Here is a 19075-nt window from a genome sequence, read left to right on the forward strand (position 1 = left end):
CTTGCTTACTGAATCCTTCTGTGGCTAGCGTGGAGGGTAGGGGGCTGGCGCCTATTCGGCCCCTGTGAAGTGGAGGAATGATGTCTGAACAGAATATTTCCGGTAAGAAAGTCGCCTTCCTGCTCACGGACGGCGTGGAACAAGTCGAACTCACCAGCCCCTGGCAGGCAGTGAAGGACGCCGGCGGAGAGCCGGTCCTTGTCGCGCCCAAATCCGGGACCTTGCAAGGCTTTAAAGGCACCGAGAAGGCTGATACCTTCCCAGTGGACGTGGCCGTTGACCAGGCCCGTGTCGACGATTACGACGCCCTGGTTATTCCCGGCGGTGTCGTGAATGCGGACCATCTGCGGGCGGAAAAAGCCGCAGTGGACTTCACCCGTTCCTTCTTCGATGCGCAGAAGCCCGTGGCCGTGATTTGCCACGGCCCCTGGATTCTCATCGAGGCAGGCGTAACGGATGGCCGCAACCTGACTTCCTATCACACCCTGGCCACCGACCTGAAGAATGCAGGAGCCAAGTGGGTTGACGAGGAAGTAGTGGTGGACCAAGGGCTGGTGACCAGCCGGAATCCTGGCGATCTGCCCGCCTTCAACGCCAAACTGGTTGAAGAAATAGCCGAAGGCAAGCACCGGGGCCAGACAGCCTAGGGTTTGCCGCAAAAGGTCCAAGGACTTTCAACGCCCGACGGCGGACGCCACGCGAGTGCGCCGTCGGCGGGCTTTGCCGTGTCGTGATGCCGGGTGCATGACGGGCAGCCCGCGTCTTAGAGTAGCTGCATGAGAGGTACTTTCCTGTGCCACGGCATTGTCTGGAGCGCGCCGGGGCCACAGCTGGCGTTGGCAAGGCCGGACGGCTCGGCTGCCGCTATGGATGTCGCCGAGGGGACTCTGCTCGGCTTTCGGGTTCTAGAAGCTGGAAAGTTCTGTCTGGGCAGCCACCGGGTTCAGGGACCGCGGACCAGACACCACGTGCCGTGCCCCCTTCAAGCCCCCGCCGAACGGGGCTACCAATGCATCAACTGTTTTCTGAACGATGATCTGCGCTTCCTCCACGACGCGCACCGCAGCGGTGTCGCCCCGGACGGACTGCGCGCCTACCTTGCGCAGCCGCACTGGCTGTACGTGGCAACCTTTGCCTCCGGTGCGAGCAAGGTGGGTACAGCCTCGGACGTGCGCAAGCGGCTCCGCCTTGCCGAGCAAGGAGCCGCGGCTGCCCGCTACGTGGCCAGGGCCGAGGACGGCCGGATTGTCCGTGTGCTGGAAGACATGGTTTCCCAGCAAACAGAATTGACCCAGGCTGTGCGTTCCGCAGCGAAGCTGAGCGGTCTGCGGGCACCGCAGAGCCCGGCCGAGCTGGACAGCATCAACGCCGAGCACGCCCGCACTGTCCGGAATCTGCTGTCAGGTGCGGAGCTGGAAGGCTTTGCCACCGTCGACCAGACGTGGGAACTGCCGGAACCCGGCAGGCGGGTCATGGGTTCGGGTTCGCGCACGGCTTATCCGCTGGAGCTGGCAGCAGGTGGCCATGGACTGATGCTGGAGGCACTTCTGGGCAGTATTGCCTTGGTCCGGACCCGGGAGGACGGCCCGGCCTATTTGGCCGACCTGAACGGGCTCAAGGGCAGGCGTGTCGAGTTGGGTTCCTATCAGTCACAGCTACCCCCGGTGCAGGTTTCGTTGTTCTGAACCGCTAACCTTGAAGTATGAACCCCTGGGATATTGGCTCGCCGCTCTACCGAAAACTAGTCATCTCAGCCATGGTTCTTATCGGCGCCGGTATCCTGCTGTCCATCATCGCTGCCAGTGCCGGCCTTCAGCCGCTCGTATGGGCGGCCCTGGCCATCATTATCACCGGCCTGCTCACGCATCTGGCCGGCTTGGTGGTTCGGGCGCGGGACGCCAGGGCCCGCCGGGCAGCCGCCCGGCCGCAGAAGAATTGATACACCCCTGCACTAGGCTTTGAAGAGACTTTCTGCCCTTGAGAAGGAGATCCATGTCAGAACAGATCGGGGTCAACCCGCAACTGGCCGGCCGCGTTTATCCGGCCGGGGAAGCCTACACCGTAGGCCGTGAGAAGATCCGGGAGTTTGCGCGGGCCGTTAAGGCAACGCATCCGGCCCACTTCGAGGTGGAAGCCGCAAAGGACCTGGGGTACCCGGACCTGATTGCACCGCCGACCTTCGCGATCATTGTTGCGCAGCGGGCAGACGCACAGCTGATTGAAGACCCCGAGGCTGGCATTGATTTCTCCCGCGTTGTCCATGCCGACCAGCGGTTCGTCCATCACCGCCCCATCGTGGCTGGCGACCAACTGCTAGCCGAACTACATGTGGACCAAGTGCGGGCGATGGGTGGCGGAGCCATGATCACCACCCGCGCGGAGATCAGCACTACCGATGGTGAGAAGACCGCCACTGCAACGTCTTCGATTCTGGTAAGAGGGGAAGGCCAGTGATGCCTGCGTTGAGCGATCTGTCCGTCGGACAGGAAATCGGTTCCACCTCCATCGATATTTCCCGAGCCGATTTGGTGCGGTATGCCGGTGCCAGCGGCGACTTCAACCCGATCCACTGGAATGACCGGTTTGCCGAGCAGGTCGGACTACCCGGAGTGATCGCCCACGGCATGTTCACGATGGGAGCTGCTGTCCAGCTCGTAACCGACTGGGTGGGCAACCCCGCGGCGGTCGTCGATTACCAGACAAGATTCACCAAACCGGTGGTTGTGGAGAATCTGGATGCAGGCGGCGCTACTCTCGAGGTCGCCGGAGTCATCGGCGCTGTCGACGAGGCGAACTCATCGGTCCGCGTGGATCTGACCGTGACTGCTGCCGGGCAGAAGGTCCTGGTCAAGGCGCAGGCCGTTGTCCGTGCCTGGTGAAGCCGCCGTCAAGCTGGCACCTCTTACTACGGTAGGAGTCGGTGGACCCGCCCGGCGCTACGTCGAAGCCACAACGGAGCGGGAAATCATTGACGGCGTCCGTGCCGCGGATGAGGCAGGCGAAGACCTACTGATTATCGGCGGCGGATCCAACCTCGTGATCGCCGATGAGGGGTATCCGGGAACGGCTCTGCGGATTGCCAGCACCGGCTACGACGTGGACGACGCCGATGCAGCCTGCGGCGGGGTCATGGTCACTGTCCAAGCCGGGCAGCCGTGGGACGAATTCGTGGAGGCCACTGTGCTGCACGCGTGGTCCGGGCTGGAGGCACTGTCGGGAATTCCTGGTCTGAGCGGAGCTACGCCTGTCCAGAACGTCGGAGCCTACGGGGCGGACGTCTCCCAGACCGTGGCCACCGTACGGACGTGGGACCGGGAAGCCAACGTGGTTAAGACGTTTGCCAACTCGGACCTCCGGTTCGGCTACCGTGACTCGGTCCTGAAGCAGACGACAACCAACGGGTCGCCGCGCTTCGTGGTCCTGACGGTCCAGTTCCAGCTCGTCCCGAGCCGGATGAGCGCGCCCATCCGCTATGCGGAGCTGGCGCGGTCCCTCGCCGTCGAAGCCGGAGAGCGGGCCAAGGCCAATGACGTGCGCAGCGAGGTCCTGCGACTGCGGGCCTCGAAAGGCATGGTCCTGGACCCGGCCGACCGGGATACCTACAGCACCGGTTCCTTCTTCACGAATCCGATCGTTGCTGCCGAAGTGGCCGACCAACTGCCTGGAACGGCGCCCCGGTGGCCCGTGGGCGACAGGATGAAGCTCAGCGCCGCTTGGCTGATCGACAAATCCGGCTTCGGCAAGGGCTTCGGACTTGAGGGCACGGCCAACGGAAGCGTGGATGGGTATTCCATCGCCGGAGGCAGGGCGTCATTGTCCACGAAGCACACCTTGGCCATCACGAACCGTGGGAGCGCTTCCGCCGAGGACATCGTGGCTATTGCCCGCGCAGTCAGGGATGGCGTTCAGGACAAGTTTGGAATCCGGCTGGTTCCCGAACCGCTGCTGATCGGCTGCGCCCTCTGACGCTGACGTTGGACCGCGGATCACGGCTGGACCCGTAGTGCCTGGTCATGGGCGCTCCGGAAGTGCAGCAGATCCATCCGGTGAGCCCGGAAGTCCACCAGCCGTTCCCCGCAGAGCCAGCGCACCAACCGGTCGCTGTGGCTGATCTGCACCTTGCGGTCCACGCCATGGTTCATGAGCCACTCCGGGGCGAGGAATTCGGGCAGTGCCGCAAGCAGCTCGCCGGCATACATCAGCCGCGCGAAAGCCGAACCATTCGGTTGGAACTGGCGTTCCAACTCCAGCAGCTGACGCTGCTCGGATGCCAGATAGTCCTCGCCGCAGAGGTCCAGGAAGTGCCGGAGGTGGATTTCGATCCGGTTACACCGGTCTACGGTCACCGGCTTCTGGCTCAGGTTGTACCTGAGGAAGAACATCCTGAGCAACTTGTCGACGTTGGGGCTGCCAGTCATGATTCAGCCCTTGCCCGCCGGACTGCTCCCTCCACCTCCAGCACGGCACAGCTGTGCCAGCTGCGGTCAACGTAACCGCTTTTGCACAGCCATCCCATCAGGCGAGCAGTCTGGCTGATTTGGATGCGGCGGTCTGCCGGGTTGTTGTTGAGCCATGGTGGGGCAAGGAAGCCGGGCAGAGCGTAGATGACCTCCTCGGCATAGAAAGACCGGCAGAAGGCATCGGATGGGTCCTTGTGCTGTTCCCTGCGGAAATAGGGGAGTTGCTGTGTTTCAAGGATCCGGTGTCCGGTTTCCTCCAAATAGCGGCGCAGCCGTGCGTGGATCAGCAGGTAGCGCTCTGCCGTCGCCTCCTGTTTGCAGGCGCACGACTGAACCAGAAACTGGTGCAGCAGTTCGCCTGCTGTTGGCGTTTTCATCGAATAGCCCCTTCCTGCGTGCGGATACTGATATGCCTTCACGCTATGCCGGGGGAGAGCTGGGATAGAACGAGTATTCGAAGTATGTGGACAGCCGCGGTCTTGGCCTGGGGGTGTGGAGGAACGGTGCCGGCCGCTCGTCCAAAGCCATGCGGGCACCGGCCATTAACGGCAGCAGTCCGCTTCCCGAAGGAAACGGACTGCTGTAGCGCTAAGGGCGGCTCTCGGCGCCTGAGCCGTTAGAGGTTGCCGGTGGCGATCCGCAGCATGCGGCGCAGCGGTTCGGCCGCACCCCACAGCAGCTGGTCGCCGACAGTGAAGGCGCTGATGTATTCCGGTCCCATTTCGAGCTTCCGGATACGTCCGACCGGGATCTCCAGGGTGCCGCTGACAGCAACGGGGGTCAGCTGTTCCATGGTGGCTTCCTTGGTGTTGGGAACCACCTTGGCCCACTCGTTGTCGGCGTCGATCAGCCGCTCGATTTCGGACACAGGCAGATCTTCCCGGAGCTTCATCGTCAGCGCCTGGGAGTGCGAGCGCATGGCACCGATCCGGACGCAGAGCCCGTCGAACGGAATCCGGCTGCCTTCGGCAACGTCGAGACCGAGAATCTTGTTGGTCTCCGCGCCGGCCTTCCACTCTTCCTTGGACTGGCCGTTGCCAAGATCCTTGTCGATCCACGGGATCACCGAACCGGCAAGCGGCACGCCGAACTGGGAGGCATCCAGCTCGGGGTTGCGCTGCTCGGCCAGCACCTTCCGGTCGATCTCCAGGATGGCGGAGGAGGGATGGGCCAGCTCGTCGGACACCACGGAGTTCAGGCTGCCGAACTGGTTGAGCAGTTCACGCATGTGCCGTGCACCGCCGCCGGAAGCGGCCTGGTACGTCATGGAGGTGCCCCACTCGACGAGGCCGTTTCGGAACAGGCCGCCGAGGCCCATGAGCATGGCGGAGACCGTGCAGTTACCGCCGATGTAGTTCTTGACGCCACGGGCCAGGCCGGAGTCGATTACTTCGCGGTTGACCGGATCCAGCACGATGATGGAATCCTGGTCCATCCGCAGGGTGGAAGCCGCGTCAATCCAGAGTCCGTCCCAGCCGGCGTCGCGCAGCTTGGGGTAGACCTCGGCGGTGTAGTCCCCGCCTTGGGCCGTGACGATGATCGGCAGCTTGGCCAGCGTTTCGATATCGTAGGCATCCTGAAGGGTGCCGGCTCCTTCGGCGAACGCGGGGGCCTGGCCGCCGGCGTTGGACGTAGAGAAGAAGACCGGGTTGATCAGATTAAAATCGCCCTCGTCCTGCATGCGCTGCATAAGGACTGAGCCGACCATTCCGCGCCAGCCGATAAGGCCGACTGATTGGACAGTGGAACTTGCTGCGGGAGAAGTCATACGCTCCATTTTAGGCCAGTTTTTGGCTCGACCCCCAAATAGGTGACGTATACCACCATATCGTGGTCCGTCTGTACCTATCGTTGTGCGTGTCGTAGTAACTCAGCGCGCGTGTTCGACGACCAGGTCACCGTACTCCGGAAAACGCTCAAGGTACGACTGGACGTACGTGCACAGCGGGACCATCATCTGCCCCTTGGCCCGCATGTCCGACAGGATCATGGTCACCAGGGCGCGGGCAAAGCCACGGCGGCCGTATTTCTCGTCGATGATGGTGTGCTGCAGGGTGATGACGCCGTCGTCGTCGGTCTCGAAGCCTTCGAATCCGATAAATGTATCGCCGCAGTGGAGCTCATAGCGGCCTCGGCTGGAGTCCTGGACCAGAGTGAGGTTCTCGTGTGAAACAGACATGGTTCCTCCTGCGCAGCGGGCCGGCGCCACTGTTGGCGCCCGTCCACCGATCCTAGCCATTTCAGCGGCCCGGCGGCAGGGGCAATTTATCCTGCCGTGGCTCCTGCAGCCAGAACGGCCTCAGTTGGCCGGATCCACCTGCTGCGTCCACAACGCGATGCGGTACCGGGTGCCGTTGGAAGAGGTGAGCCAGCCCTCGGCGGGGTCGGCGGCGTCGAATGTCCATCCCGGTCCCAGCTTTGGAGCGAAGGTGTCGCCGTCCGTCTCCAGATCGATCACGGTAACGACGGCGGTGTTCGCCAAAGCAGTGGCGTTACGGAAGATTTCACCGCCACCGATGATCCAGACCTCTTCGCTGCCGGGACTGGATGCGGCTTCGGCCAGCGCCTGTTCGAGGGATCCGACGGCGACCGCGCCGGATTCGGCCAGCTCTTCCCGCCGTTCCGGGCTGCCGCTGATGACGATATTGGTCCTGCCCGGCAGCGGGCGGAACTTCGCGGGGAAGGAGTCCCACGTCCTGCGCCCCATGATGACCGGATGGCCCTTGGTGGTCCGTTTGAAATGGGCCAGGTCTTCGGGCAGGTGCCAGGGCAAGTCGCCGTTCTTGCCGATCACGCCATTGGAACTTTGCGCCCAGATCAGGCCCAGTACCGGTTCCTTCCGGCCTGCATGCGTACCCGATCGGGTATCGGCGGGGCTCATACGGCCACCGGTGCCTTGATAGCGGGATGATGCTGGTAGTTCAGCAGTTCGAAGTCCTCAAAGTTGTAGTCGAAGATGCTGGCCGGTTTCCGCCGGATCCGGAGCTGCGGGTAGGGGTACGGCTCGCGGGTCAATTGCTCACTCACCTGGTCCACATGGTCGTCATAGATGTGGACGTCGCCGCCGGTCCAGACAAACTCTCCGGGTTCCAGGCCAGCCTGCTGCGCGAGCATCAGCGTTAGCAGTGCGTAGGATGCGATATTGAACGGGACGCCCAGGAACATGTCGGCGCTGCGCTGGTACAGCTGGCAGGACAACTTTCCATCCGCCACATAGAACTGGAAGAACGCATGGCACGGCGGCAGTGCCATGTTCTTGATCTCGGCCACGTTCCAGGCTGAAACGATGTGCCGGCGCGAGTCCGGGTTGTTTTTCAAACCCTCGACGAGCTCGGCGATCTGGTCTATATGCCCGCCGTCCGGCGTCGGCCAGGCGCGCCACTGCACACCGTAGATGGGGCCCAGCTCGCCGTTCTCGTCCGCCCACTCGTTCCAGATTTTCACGCCGCGTTCCTGCAGCCACTTGGCGTTGGAATCACCGCGCAGGAACCAGAGCAGCTCCAAGGCGACGGATTTGAAATGCACCCGCTTGGTGGTGATCAGCGGGAAGCCTTCGGCCAGATCGAACCGGATCTGCCGGCCGAAAACGCTGCGCGTTCCGGTGCCGGTACGGTCCGATTTTTCGGTGCCGGAGGCCATGACCTCACGCAGCAAGTCTTCGTACGGAGTGGGAATGGCATTCACGCTGACCAGTCTAGACCAGCCGGCAATGGGATCCGGACTGGCCAGCTGTGATGCCTTCAAGTGCCTAGACGGCGCCGCCGGCAGCTTCCGGTGCGCCGTAGTCACGGCCCTCGTCGCCCACGGATTCGCGGGCCAGGAAGTTCTCGATGTCGAACAGATTGTCTGCCCGCTCGGCGATGGCCAGCAGGGTGGACATGGAAGCCACCTCTTCGACCTGCTCCTTGAGGAACCACAGCATGAACTGTTCGCCCAAGGCGTCGGTCTCGGCCCGGGCGGCTGCGAAGAGCGCTTCGATCTGGGCCGTGACTTCCTTTTCCTGCCGCAGGGCCAGGCTGATCGGCTCCACCACGTTGGTGAAATCATTGTGGACCTGGTTAATAGCCGGAATGGTCACCTTGAGGTCCCGGTCCAGCATGTAGCGAACCAGCATCATGGCGTGGTTTCGCTCCTCGAGCGACTGCCGGTAGAAGTGCTTGGCCAGCTGGGGCAGGTCTTCGTTATCAAACCAGACGGCGATGGCGATGTACTGCTGCGAGGCAGCGAATTCGTTGCCGACCTGGTCCGCGAGAAGTTCGTTGAATGTGCTCATGCAAGCACTCTAGGACCTCAACTTGGTCTTGGATAGGCAGGTTAGGCTAGCCAGATTTCCCGTGGCCGGACCTCACAACGGCCCAACGGGCGGCCGCTCGCCGCACCGGAACGTGTCAGTCGTCGTAGGCGTCGAAGTGCTCCAAAGAGACGATTCTGCTCGGATTCTTGACGCTGATCTGGCAGACGAGCATCGCACCAGGCTTCAGATACGGGTCTCTCGTGGGCAGCTGTTCTGCAAGGTCCTCAGGCAGCCGGTCACGCAGGACCTTGATGACCTGGGGCAGGACAGGCCGGTGGGTGCAGACTGCCGTGGATTTGCGCTTGTCCAACAGATATTCGATGGCCGACCGGGCCTTCTGCGGGTTCCGGTGGGCACTGTGCTCCGTGATGGCCTCGACCGAACGGATCTTGCTTTTTTGGGAATTGGCATACGGCGTGATGGTTTGCATGCAGCGCAGCCAGGGGCTGGAAACCACCCGTTTGGGCTGCCAGGAGGCGAGCAGGCGGCAGACCGCCAGCGCCTGCCGCAGGCCGGTGGCAGCAAGCGGTCGTTCACCTTCAGCCCGGGTCCAGGACGACCGGGGCTTCGCTTTGGCATGGCGCACGACGATGAAGGGGTACGTCTCCAGGTCACCGTCCTCGTAGGCCTTGACCAGAGCAGCCAGCGGTTCCTTGTCCGAGGGGTTGCTCAGCAGCTCGGCTGCTTCCTCCGGAGTGCTCCAGCGGACCTTGTCCACTTCTTTGCCGTCCGGTTTCGGCGTCGCCTTGTCCAATTTGGCGGCCCAGTACAGCACTTCCTTCAGCCCCGAGGGCACCTGGTAGTGGATGGTGGGCAGGGGGATGCCTAGCTTCACCCGCACGCCGACTTCTTCCTCGACTTCGCGGACAGCGCACTCGGGATTGGTTTCCCCGCTATCCAGCTTGCCCTTGGGCCAAGACCAGTCCTTGTACCTCGGACGGTGGATGAGCAATAGCTCCAGACGGCCCTGGCTGACACGCCAGCACAATGCGCCGGCCGCGGTGACGCTGATTTTGGCGGGGGCTTCGGTCCGGTCGGTTGTCTTCAATTCGGTCATCACCGGCGCGTCACTGCTCGTTGGCGCGCGCGCGAAGCCAGCAGCCAGGACTGCACGTCGCTGAGCGGGTTGCCCTCGGCGTCCTTGTGGTACCGGGTCCACCGGCCTTGATTGTCCAGATGCCAGCTCGCGGTGCCCGGGTCCATGTACCGGTCCATCAAAGAAACCAGGTCTGCGATGTCTTCACGCGAACTGAGCTGCACGAGTGCTTCCACCCGGCGGTCCAGGTTCCGGTGCATCATGTCCGCCGACCCGATGAATACCACCGGATCGCCGCCGTTGGCGAAGGCGAACACGCGTGAGTGCTCCAGGAACCGTCCCAGAATGGAGCGCACCCGGATGTTGTCACTCAAGCCGGGCACACCGGGCCGGACGGCGCAGATGCCGCGGACAATGACGTCCACCTGCACGTCCGCCTGGGATGCACGGTACAAGGCATCGATAATTGCTTCGTCCACCATCGAGTTGACCTTGATGACCACGCGGGCCGGCAAACCGGCCTTGCGGTTGGTGATTTCCTTCTCGATCCGGTCTATGAGCCCGCTGCGCACAGACCGGGGTGCCACCAGCAGACGTTTGAACGTGGACTTGGGGGCGTAGCCGGAGAGCTGGTTGAACAGCTTGGACAGGTCCTCGCCCACCTGGTCGCTGGAGGTCAGCAGGCCCAGGTCCTCGTAGTAGCGGGCGGTGCGGGGATGGTAGTTGCCGGTGCCGATGTGGCTGTAGCGGCGCAGCCTGTCGCCTTCCTGGCGCACCACCAGCGAAAGCTTGCAATGCGTCTTGAGACCAACGATGCCGTACACCACATGCACACCCGACTGCTCGAGCTTGCGGGCCCAGTCGATGTTGGCCTGTTCGTCGAAACGGGCCTTGATTTCCACCAGTGCCAGAACCTGCTTGCCGGCCTCAGCGGCGTCGATCAGCGCATCGACGATGGGGGAGTCGCCGGAGGTCCGGTAGAGCGTCTGCTTGATGGCCTGGACCTTTGGATCCGACGCTGCCTGTTCCAGGAAGGCCTGCACCGAGGTGGAGAAGGAATCGTACGGATGATGCAGCAGAATGTCCCGGCGGCGCATGGCGGCAAAGACGTTGGCCGCCTTGGACGTTTCGCTTTCGTTCAGGTGGCGGCTGGTATGCGCCAGCTGCTTCGAGTAGTGCAGGTCATTGCGGTCGATGTTGGAGATGACGCTCAGACCCCGGAGGTCCAGCGGCGTCGGCAATGCATAGACCTCAGACTCCTCCACACCGAGCTCGCGCACCAGCAGTTCGCGGATGCTCGGATTGATGTCCGTGGTGACTTCGAGCCTGACCGGCGGACCGAAACGGCGGCGCAACAGTTCCTTCTCCAGCGCCTGGAGAAGGTTTTCGGCGTCGTCCTCTTCCACTTCGAGGTCTTCGTTGCGGGTTACGCGGAAGCTGTGGTGTTCCAGGATCTCCATGCCTTGGAACAGAAGATCCAGGTGCTGGGCGATGACGTCTTCGAGCGGAATGAAGCGGGCCGTCCGCCCCGGTATCGAGCCGGCACGGGGACCGTCCAGCGAGATCATGCGCGGCAGCTGGTCAGGAACCTTGACGCGGGCAAAGAGCTCCTTTTCGCTGACCGGGTTCCGGACCACCACGGCCAGGTTCAGGGACAGTCCCGAAATATAGGGGAAGGGATGCGCCGGGTCCACCGCCAGCGGGGTCAGGATCGGGAACACCTTTTCCCGGAACATCTTGGTCAGCCACTCGCGCTCGCCGTCGGTGAGCTCTTCCCACCGGACCATGTAGATGTGTTCGTAGGCCAGCTCCGGCCGGATGATCTCCGCGAAGATACGGGCATGGCGGACCTGCAGCTTGTGGGCCTCTACCATGATCTGTTCCAGCTGCTCGATCGGGCTGAGCCCGGCAGCGGACGGCACGGCCAGGCCGGCAGCGATACGCCGTTTCAAACCGGCGACGCGGACCATGAAGAACTCGTCCAGATTTGAGGCGAAAATGGAGAGGAAATTCACTCTCTCCAGCAGGAACAGATCCGGATCTTCGGCCAGTTCGAGCACCCGGGCGTTGAAGTCCAGCCAGCTCATTTCGCGGTCCAGGAACCGGTCGTCCAGGCTGAAATTGCCGTCGGGCAGGAGCGAGGGCGCGAATTCCGGGATGTCGATACGGTCCTGTGTGGCGCGGGCTGGTGCCACTTCCGAGGATCCGAGCCGGACCGGGGCCGGGGTTACCGATTCAGTGGCCATGGCGTCTCCTGTGCTGTTGCTGGGGGAGCCCTCATTGTATGGGGCAGCAGTACCTACAAGATTAACCGCTTCTCAGCTGCCCTCGGTCCCGGCCGGTCCGTACATGACGTCGGTATCCCAGCGGGTGAAGCCGAGTTTGCGGTAGAGCGCGACCGCAGCCTCGTTGTCCGCGTCCACATACAGCATGATCGCCTGCTGCCCCTGTTCGTGCAGATGCTTCATGCCGGCAATGGTCAGGGCCTTGCCCAGCCCGGTGCCCTGCGCCTCGGGGGTGACTCCGACTACATACACCTCGCCGATGGACGGATGCGTGCCCGTGCGCGGATGCACCTTGGTCCAGTGGAAGCCCAGCAGGGCGTCGTCGTTGTTCCGCACCGCGAGCAGGAAACCCGCGGGATCGAACCAGTCTTCCGCCATCCGTGCCTGCAGGTCCGCGAGGGTGGTGGAGCCCTGCTCAGGATGGTGCGCAAACGCCGCGGCGTTGGCCGCCAGCCAGGCCTGCTCGTCCTTGCCGGGAACGAAGGCGCGGATCGACACCCCGTCCGGAAGGACGACGTCGGGAAGCTGCGGAGCGTGGGTCAGCCGCATCCGCCAGAGTTCGCGCACCGGGGCGAAACCGAACCGGCCGGCCAGCTTGGCGGCTCCCTCGTGGTCGCCGTGGGACCAGGCCTTCAGCGCAGGCAGTTCCGTGTGTTCCTGCAGGGCGGCAACTAGTCCGGTGCCCACGCCCTGGTTGCGATAAGTCGGATGCACCACGAGCTCCAGGACTCCGTTGGATTCGCCGTGCGCCGGCAGATTAACGACGGCGACGCCGGCCAGCGAGGTGGCGGTGGACGGATCGGAGCGTTCCTCGCCGGCATAGGAGGCGAGTACCAGCAGGTTGTCCGGGTCCACGGATTTCAGGTTGACCCAGGTCTGTTCCGACAGCGGCGGGTTGCCGTCCGCCTCCGCGGCTGCGTCGGTCAGCGCGCGGATGTCGCCGAGCACCTCCGGATCCGGCGAGCCCTTAATGCTCAACACGGGCCATTCAGCAGAAGTCTGTGCACTCATGCCTTCAGCGTAACCCGCGTGCCGTGGCTGCGGGAGGAACCTTTACGCGGATTGCTCCAGGTCCGCGGCGTTGGCCTCCGGGTTGCGCGCCAGCGTGAACCGGTAGCCCACGTTGCGCACGGTGCCGATGAGCTGTTCGTGGTCCGAGCCGAGCTTGGCCCGCAGCCGCCGCACGTGCACATCCACGGTGCGGGTACCGCCGTAATAGTCGTAACCCCAGACCTCATGGAGCAGCTGGTCGCGGGTGAAGACCCGGCCGGGATGCTGGGCCAGGTATTTGAGCAGCTCGAACTCTTTGTAGGTCAGGTTCAGCGGCGTCCCGCCCACGCGGGCCGTGTAGCTGGCTTCGTCAATAACGACGCCGGAGGCATGGATTTCGCTGTTGGCCTCCTCGTCGTGCTGGTTGGCCCGGGCGATGACCAGCCGCAGCCGCGCCTCCACTTCGGCCGGACCCGCGCTGTCGAGCAGGACATCGTCCGCGAGCCAGTTCGCCGAGACGGCGGCCATGCCGCCTTCGGTCAGGATCAGCATCAGGGGTGCGTTCAAGCCGGTGGCTTTAAGCAGCTGGGTCAACGACCGGGCGCCCACCAGATCCTTGCGGGCGTCGACCATCACCACGTCGGAGGGATCGGTCTCCAGCAGCGCGGTCGGTTCCGCGGGGAGGATATGCACCTTGTGGTTGAGCAGCTCAAGGGCAGGGAGGACGCCAACCGAAGGGCCCGGCGCGTTGGTCAAGAGCAGAATGTGCGGCATATTTTCCTCCAGGGATCATTTTGGCGCACACCATCGGGCGAACGCCCGGCAGATACCTGCTTGTGACCGTGGGAGTTGCCGGACGGTTGCGCACCAGTATAACGCCGCGGTGGCCCGCGTCACCGTGTTCTCGCACGGATTCTTGAGATAAGGCAGGATGACAAGGGTGAGAATCTGGATGGTGGCGGTCGCTTCAGCCGCAGTGTTGTGTGCCCTGGTGGGTGCCTCCTATTGGTCGCAGACGGCGGTTGTCGTCGTCGCCTGCGTGGGAGTCCTGCTCGTTGGCGTCGGCTGGCCGCAACTGCTCGGCGTGCCCGCCAAGAAGACGCTGGCCACGGTCATCTCGTTGGGCGGCATTGCCGCTGTCCTGCTCGCCGCCGCGGCACCCACCGGCATGTCGATGGCCTGGACCGTGGTGGTGGTCGCGCTGGGGGTGATGACGGTCTTCCTGATCCAGCTGGTCCGTGGGACGGGACAGCCCCACCGGCTCGAATCCACCTTCGGGGCGAGCACGGGCCTGGTCCTGGCGACCCTCGGGGCGGGCTGGGTGGCGGCCGAACGGCTGGCCGCCAATTCCGCGAACTCGGGCATGATGCTTATCACCGGCGTGAGCATGCTGGTAGCCATCGGCGTGTGTGTGCTGCCCTGGCCCGACCGGCTCGTGGCGCCGCTCGGCGTCGTACTCGCAACGCTGGCGGCGCCGCTCGGTGCCGCGCTGAGCTCGAGTATCTCGCTCCTGCCGGCCGCGGTGGTGGGCGCGCTCGGAGGCACCGTCATTGTCTGTTTTCGCCGGCTGGTCCTCGCGGACGGTGGGCCGCGCAAAATCCCGGCCATCCTCGCCATCGGGTCCGCCCCGATTATGGCCTCCGGGGCGCTGGTGTACTTCCTCGAAAAGCTGCTGCTTCGCTGATTCACGCTCCGAATCAACGGGTTGACCGAGGTCACACGGCGCGGTGCGTAATGCGGCGGCACCACCGGCAGCCGCCGGTTAGTATGGAGGCATGTCGCATCTAGCACTTGAGATTTTCTTCATCAGCCTGCTCGTTGTTGCCGGTCTGTCCATGGCCTGGTTCGCCGGCCTGGTGGTCTGGCGCCTGTTCAAGGGCCAGAAGTAAAGGTTTCCCCTTCAAGCCATGGCCATGGAAATACCTACTGACCTGACACCGGAAATCGTTCCGTTGTCCTGGCTTCTGGGTACCTGGGAGGGCTCGGGGCGGCTTGGCGCCGGTGACGAGGGATCGGAACATTTCTTCCAATCCGCCACGTTCAAGCACAACGGCTTGCCGTTCCTGCAGTACACCGCGGAAAGCTGGCTCATGGACGAGGACGGGACCAAGCTGCGTCCGCTGACCGTGGAAACAGGCTTCTGGGCTTTGGAACGCAAACTCAACGACGCCGACGTCGGACCGGGCCTGATCCCGGCCGATATTGTCCCTGCGTTGAAGTCGGCGGACGAGGTCGAAGAACTCCGCAACGGCAACGGCGGCTTTGATATCACGGCCACCATCGTCCACCCGGGCGGCATTTCCGAGCTGTACTACGGCCAGATCAAGGGTCCGCAGATCCAGTTGGCCACGGACATGGTCATGCGCGGCTCGCAGTCCAAGGAATACAACGCCGCCACCCGGATCTTCGGCCTGGTCAACGGGGACCTGTTCTGGCGTTGGGACGTCGCCGCCGCCCAGGGCAAAGAGCTCGAAGCCCACGCCTCCGCGATCCTCAAAAAGGTCTCCTGACCCATCCTCCTCCCGCCGGCGCCGACGCCGCGGGAATACCGTAGCCGTTAGGACGTTGACGCTGGTATGACTTATCAAAGCCCTCTGTTGTCCCGTCCCGGCGCCGTCGAAGCTACCGGTCCCGATGCCGGCGTTGCCGCCCACTACGGGGATCCGATGCGCGAGCAGCGGCTGCTCGCGCGCGGCGAGGCCCTGGCGGATTTGTCCCACCGCGGTGTCGTAACGGTCAGCGGACCTGACCGATTGAGCTGGCTCAATACCTTGTCCTCCCAGCTGCTGCTGGGACTGAAACCGGGGGAGTCCAGCGAAGCCCTGCTGTTGACTGTCCAGGGCCGAATTGAATACGACACCCGCGTGATCGACGACGGCGAAACAACGTGGCTCATTGTGGAGGCCTTCGAAGCCGAGGGCCTGGCCGAGTGGCTGAACAAAATGAAGTTCATGCTCCGCGTGGAGATCGCGGACGTCTCGTCGCAGTGGGCGGTCCTTGGGGCAGCGAAGGCTGTTGCCGGCTTTGAGGACCGGCTGGTGTGGCAGGACCCGTGGCCGGAGGTCGGCGCTGGCGGCTTCGCCTACACCAGGATCGAAGAGCCGCAGCACCCGGGCCGGGAACGGACCTGGTTCGAATACCTTGTTCCCGCAGCGGAACTCGAATCGGCGGTGGACGGCAAGGAACTGGCAGGCTCACTGGCAGTGGAAGCGCTGCGCATTGCCGCTTGGCGCCCGCGTTTCGGGACCGAGACCGACGAAAAGACCATCCCGCACGAACTGGACCTGATGCGCACTGCCGTGCATATGGACAAGGGCTGTTACAAGGGCCAGGAGACCATCGCGCGGGTGCACAACCTGGGCCACCCGCCGCGCCGCCTCGTCTTCCTGCAGCTGGACGGTTTGCAGCACACCCTCCCCGCCGCCGGCAGCGAAGTCCGGCTGGGCGAGCGCAAAGTCGGGACAGTAACGTCCGCGGCCCTGCACTTCGAGATGGGCCCGGTGGCGCTGGCCGTCATTAAGCGCTCCGTGGACCCGGAGACCCAGCTGCTGGTGGTCGATGAGGACTCGCAGTACGACGCCGCCCAGGAGGTCATCGTGGCTCCGGACGCCGGCTCGGTAGTAGGCCGGCCCAAGGGCTTGCTTCGCGGCGGACCGCGCTGACCCGTTGACTCCGCCGCGCGGGCAGGGGCCGGGGTTTAATCCGGGCCGCCTGTCTGCAGCTGCGCAGAGGTCTGCGTGCCGGATTCGATGAAGCCCAGTGCCAGCGCGGTGGCCCGTGAGGCCTCGTTGGTTTCGTGGCAGCGCCATTGCGGGATGAGTCCGGCCGTGAGCGCCTCGTGGCCGGCAATGGCCCCGATCAACGTTCCGATGCCGCGCTGGCGGTATTTCGGCGCGGTCAGCACGCCGATATGGCCCAGGATCTGCTGCCGCTCCTTGTAGCCGGCGCCGGCTATCGGTTCTGTTCCGTTGACCAGGACAAAGGACTTGTCCATCGCGGTGAGTGCCACCTCGTGGATGTCATCCGGCGGACACAGCGACTCCAGCCGGGAGGCGTCCTGAACGGCGGTGGAAACCGTGACTTCCTCGTCCGGCTGGACCATCGGCAGGTCGTCCGCGAAGTACAGCTGGGACTTGCCCAGTCCGTGGCCGCCGTGGCCCTTGGTCAGCTGGAGCAGCGTCTGGTACTCGGCCAGCTCGGCGTCGGTATGGGCTGCCGCGGCCTCAACGGCCCATTCCGGACCGACCAGCGCCGATCTGCCGAACAGCCGAACAAAGGTGAGGGTGTCGGCGTCGTTGTCTATCCGGGTCAACCGGCCCGACGGCGACGCGAAGGCGGAATCGTCGAAGCCGAGCATGCGTGCCCAGGCCAGCATCACAATATCCGCGGTGCCTGAGTCCAGTTTCATGTTTGCCACCCTACATTTACACAGTTCCCCACGGGCTCAGCCAAAGAGAACTGCGGCCTCGTCGTAACGGTGCTGGGGCACGGTTTTGAGGTTTCCGAGCGCCTCTTCGAACGGAACAACGACGACGTCGGTGCCGTGCAGGGAGACCATGGTTCCCCAGCGCTTGTCCGAGACGGCGTCGACGGCGGCCATGCCGAGCCGGGTGGCCAGGACGCGGTCGTAGGCGGAGGGTACGCCGCCGCGCTGGATGTGCCCCAAGGTCGCGGCCCGGGTTTCAATTCCGGTCAGGGCCTCGATTTCCGGCGCGAGGTGTTCACCGATGCCGCCCAGCCGGGGACGGCCGGAAGCGTCCGTGCCGCGCTCGGCCCAAGGCTCGGCGTCGCCTTCCGGAACCCAACCCTCGGCCACCACCACCAAGGGTGCGCGCCCGCGGTCGTGCGCCTCGCGGACCCACTCGGCGACCTGGGCCGTGGTCACCTTTTGCTCCGGGATGAGGATGGCATGGGCACCGGACGCCATACCGGCGTGCAGGGCAATCCAGCCGACATGGCGGCCCATGACCTCAGCGATCATGCACCGGTGGTGCGATTCGCCGGTGGTGCGCAGCCGGTCGATGGCCTCCGTGGCGATCTGGACAGCTGTGTCGAAACCGAACGAGTAGTCCGTGGCGTCAAGGTCGTTGTCGATGGTCTTCGGCACTCCGACAATCGGCAGGCCTGCGTCCGTCAGTTCCCGCGCGCCAGCCAGGGTCCCTTCGCCGCCGATGGCGATGAGTGCGTCCACGCCGAGACGGTCCAGCGTGGCGGTGATGTTCTCCGGACCGCCGTTGGGCCCGTCGTAGGGATTGGTGCGGGAGGTGCCCAAGATGGTGCCGCCCTGTTTGGAAATGCCGCGCACGCGCTGGCGGGGCAGCTCGATAATGTCCCCGTCGATGACACCCCGCCAGCCATCGCGGAAGCCGACAAACTCGTGGTCATAGGACTTGATGCCTTTGAGCACGACGCCACGGATCACCGCGTTCAGGCCGGGGCAGTCGCCGCCACTGGTCATGATGCCGATTTTCACTCAGGTCCAACTTTCGTCGCGGGATTTGCCGATCGTCTCCGGAGCGCACCGTCGGGCTCCCTTCGATTCTAGGCAACTCCACCGGCGAGGGCACCCCTGACGCTGCATGCGCCTCCCGCAGGGTCAAAAAATCGCCGCACCGGAACAGCAGAAGGTCCCCGCGGCGGATCTCGCGGGGACCTTCATTCGGCCGTATGGGCGGCAGGAGCTGGCGGCGAAAGCCAGCGGCAGCAGCCGGCGATGACTGCGCTCAGCGGCGGCGGGTGCCCTTGCTCTGGAGCAACCGCTCCAGGGCGATGCTGCCGTCATACTTGGGCAGCAGCAGCCAGGCCACCAGATAGGCGGCGACGCCAATGCCGGGAAAGAGGAAGAGCAACAGGGTAACGATGCGGACCACGGTGGCGTCCCAGCCGAACTTCTCGGCAATGCCGCCGCAGACACCGCCTACCCAGCGGTTGGGGCCGCGGCGGACCGGGATGGAACGGAGAGTCTTGTAAAGGGTGTCCATGGGTTCAATGCTTTCGTGTTTGGGACTGA

23 protein-coding genes are annotated in these 19075 nt (G+C 64.2%); 9 read left to right on the plus strand and 14 right to left on the minus strand.

All coding sequences use genetic code 11. From position 1 onward, the window contains the following. The first annotated feature begins 80 nt into the window (after window positions 1-80). From AC5RWO_RS08885 to AC5RWO_RS08910, 6 genes are all read left to right on the plus strand, one after another. Window positions 81-647 (plus strand): type 1 glutamine amidotransferase domain-containing protein, encoded by a 567-nt coding sequence (locus AC5RWO_RS08885; protein ID WP_498731046.1) that lies wholly within the window; start codon window positions 81-83, stop codon window positions 645-647. Window positions 648-776: 129 nt separating this feature from the next. Then, entirely contained in the window at window positions 777-1685 is a 909-nt protein-coding gene (locus AC5RWO_RS08890; RefSeq protein ID WP_498731048.1) for a DUF2797 domain-containing protein, read from the plus strand. 17 nt (window positions 1686-1702) lie between these two features. Next, entirely contained in the window at window positions 1703-1939 is a 237-nt protein-coding gene (locus tag AC5RWO_RS08895) for a hypothetical protein (protein WP_074701236.1), read from the plus strand. 65 nt (window positions 1940-2004) lie between these two features. Then, window positions 2005-2454, plus strand: a complete 450-nt coding sequence (locus tag AC5RWO_RS08900; protein ID WP_498731380.1) for an FAS1-like dehydratase domain-containing protein — start codon at window positions 2005-2007, stop codon at window positions 2452-2454. Continuing rightward, window positions 2454-2879, plus strand: coding sequence for a MaoC family dehydratase (locus AC5RWO_RS08905; protein WP_498731050.1), 426 nt, complete (start codon window positions 2454-2456; stop codon window positions 2877-2879). The genes AC5RWO_RS08900 and AC5RWO_RS08905 overlap by 1 nt, the downstream gene beginning before the upstream one ends. Then, on the plus strand, window positions 2869-3966 hold the full coding sequence (locus AC5RWO_RS08910) for a UDP-N-acetylmuramate dehydrogenase (RefSeq protein WP_498731052.1): 1098 nt from the start codon (window positions 2869-2871) through the stop codon (window positions 3964-3966). The genes AC5RWO_RS08905 and AC5RWO_RS08910 overlap by 11 nt, the downstream gene beginning before the upstream one ends. 20 nt (window positions 3967-3986) lie before the next feature. Here the strand turns inward: AC5RWO_RS08910 and AC5RWO_RS08915 are convergent, their stop codons facing one another. The 11 genes from AC5RWO_RS08915 to AC5RWO_RS08965 form a co-directional block, all read right to left on the minus strand. Further along, window positions 3987-4418: a hypothetical protein gene (locus tag AC5RWO_RS08915; RefSeq protein WP_498731054.1), complete on the minus strand. Its 432-nt coding sequence runs from the start codon at window positions 4416-4418 to the stop codon at window positions 3987-3989. Continuing rightward, window positions 4415-4879, minus strand: a complete 465-nt coding sequence (locus AC5RWO_RS08920) for a hypothetical protein (protein ID WP_498731056.1) — start codon at window positions 4877-4879, stop codon at window positions 4415-4417. The genes AC5RWO_RS08915 and AC5RWO_RS08920 overlap by 4 nt, the downstream gene beginning before the upstream one ends. Window positions 4880-5076: 197 nt before the next feature. Next, window positions 5077-6228 carry an aspartate-semialdehyde dehydrogenase gene (gene asd / locus AC5RWO_RS08925; RefSeq protein WP_498731058.1) on the minus strand — a complete coding sequence of 384 codons (1152 nt, stop codon included), beginning with the start codon at window positions 6226-6228 and terminating at the stop codon, window positions 5077-5079. Between the two features lie 102 nt (window positions 6229-6330). Further along, window positions 6331-6639 (minus strand): GNAT family N-acetyltransferase, encoded by a 309-nt coding sequence (locus AC5RWO_RS08930; protein ID WP_498731060.1) that lies wholly within the window; start codon window positions 6637-6639, stop codon window positions 6331-6333. Window positions 6640-6759: 120 nt separating this feature from the next. Next, window positions 6760-7341, minus strand: a complete 582-nt coding sequence (locus tag AC5RWO_RS08935) for a dihydrofolate reductase (RefSeq protein ID WP_498731062.1) — start codon at window positions 7339-7341, stop codon at window positions 6760-6762. Next, entirely contained in the window at window positions 7338-8099 is a 762-nt protein-coding gene (locus AC5RWO_RS08940; protein WP_498731381.1) for a thymidylate synthase, read from the minus strand. Before AC5RWO_RS08940 ends, AC5RWO_RS08935 begins: the two co-directional genes overlap by 4 nt. A 109-nt stretch (window positions 8100-8208) precedes the next feature. Further along, window positions 8209-8733: a ferritin gene (locus tag AC5RWO_RS08945; protein ID WP_498635807.1), complete on the minus strand. Its 525-nt coding sequence runs from the start codon at window positions 8731-8733 to the stop codon at window positions 8209-8211. A gap of 115 nt (window positions 8734-8848) precedes the next feature. Then, on the minus strand, window positions 8849-9811 hold the full coding sequence (locus AC5RWO_RS08950) for an NUDIX hydrolase (protein WP_498731063.1): 963 nt from the start codon (window positions 9809-9811) through the stop codon (window positions 8849-8851). Then, a complete protein-coding gene (locus tag AC5RWO_RS08955) occupies window positions 9811-12036 on the minus strand; it encodes an RNA degradosome polyphosphate kinase (protein ID WP_498731065.1) in 2226 nt (741 codons plus the stop codon). The genes AC5RWO_RS08950 and AC5RWO_RS08955 overlap by 1 nt, the downstream gene beginning before the upstream one ends. 72 nt (window positions 12037-12108) lie before the next feature. Then, window positions 12109-13086 carry a mycothiol synthase gene (gene mshD, locus AC5RWO_RS08960; protein ID WP_498731066.1) on the minus strand — a complete coding sequence of 326 codons (978 nt, stop codon included), beginning with the start codon at window positions 13084-13086 and terminating at the stop codon, window positions 12109-12111. Window positions 13087-13128: 42 nt separating this feature from the next. Next, on the minus strand, window positions 13129-13839 hold the full coding sequence (locus tag AC5RWO_RS08965) for a winged helix-turn-helix transcriptional regulator (protein WP_498731068.1): 711 nt from the start codon (window positions 13837-13839) through the stop codon (window positions 13129-13131). 166 nt (window positions 13840-14005) lie between these two features. On the opposite strand from AC5RWO_RS08965, the gene AC5RWO_RS08970 reads away from it, so the two are divergent. From AC5RWO_RS08970 to ygfZ, 3 genes are all read left to right on the plus strand, one after another. Then, the gene (locus AC5RWO_RS08970; RefSeq protein ID WP_498731070.1) at window positions 14006-14749 is read left to right on the plus strand and encodes a hypothetical protein; all 744 of its coding nucleotides are present in this window, start codon (window positions 14006-14008) and stop codon (window positions 14747-14749) included. A 223-nt stretch (window positions 14750-14972) separates the two neighbouring features. Further along, complete coding sequence (locus tag AC5RWO_RS08975; RefSeq protein ID WP_498731071.1) at window positions 14973-15575, plus strand: nitrobindin family protein; 603 nt, start codon at window positions 14973-14975, stop codon at window positions 15573-15575. A gap of 66 nt (window positions 15576-15641) precedes the next feature. Beyond that, window positions 15642-16727, plus strand: coding sequence for a CAF17-like 4Fe-4S cluster assembly/insertion protein YgfZ (ygfZ, locus tag AC5RWO_RS08980; protein WP_498731073.1), 1086 nt, complete (start codon window positions 15642-15644; stop codon window positions 16725-16727). A 35-nt stretch (window positions 16728-16762) separates the two neighbouring features. On the opposite strand, the gene AC5RWO_RS08985 is transcribed toward ygfZ, so the two are convergent. From AC5RWO_RS08985 to AC5RWO_RS08995, 3 genes are all read right to left on the minus strand, one after another. After that, on the minus strand, window positions 16763-17473 hold the full coding sequence (locus tag AC5RWO_RS08985; protein WP_498731075.1) for a GNAT family N-acetyltransferase: 711 nt from the start codon (window positions 17471-17473) through the stop codon (window positions 16763-16765). 36 nt (window positions 17474-17509) lie between these two features. Beyond that, window positions 17510-18538 (minus strand): 6-phosphofructokinase, encoded by a 1029-nt coding sequence (locus AC5RWO_RS08990; RefSeq protein ID WP_498731076.1) that lies wholly within the window; start codon window positions 18536-18538, stop codon window positions 17510-17512. Window positions 18539-18788: 250 nt separating this feature from the next. After that, window positions 18789-19046 carry a PspC domain-containing protein gene (locus AC5RWO_RS08995; protein WP_074703294.1) on the minus strand — a complete coding sequence of 86 codons (258 nt, stop codon included), beginning with the start codon at window positions 19044-19046 and terminating at the stop codon, window positions 18789-18791. Between the last annotated feature and the right edge of the window lie 29 nt (window positions 19047-19075).

It is taken from the genome of Arthrobacter sp. B055-34 (assembly GCF_059090425.1).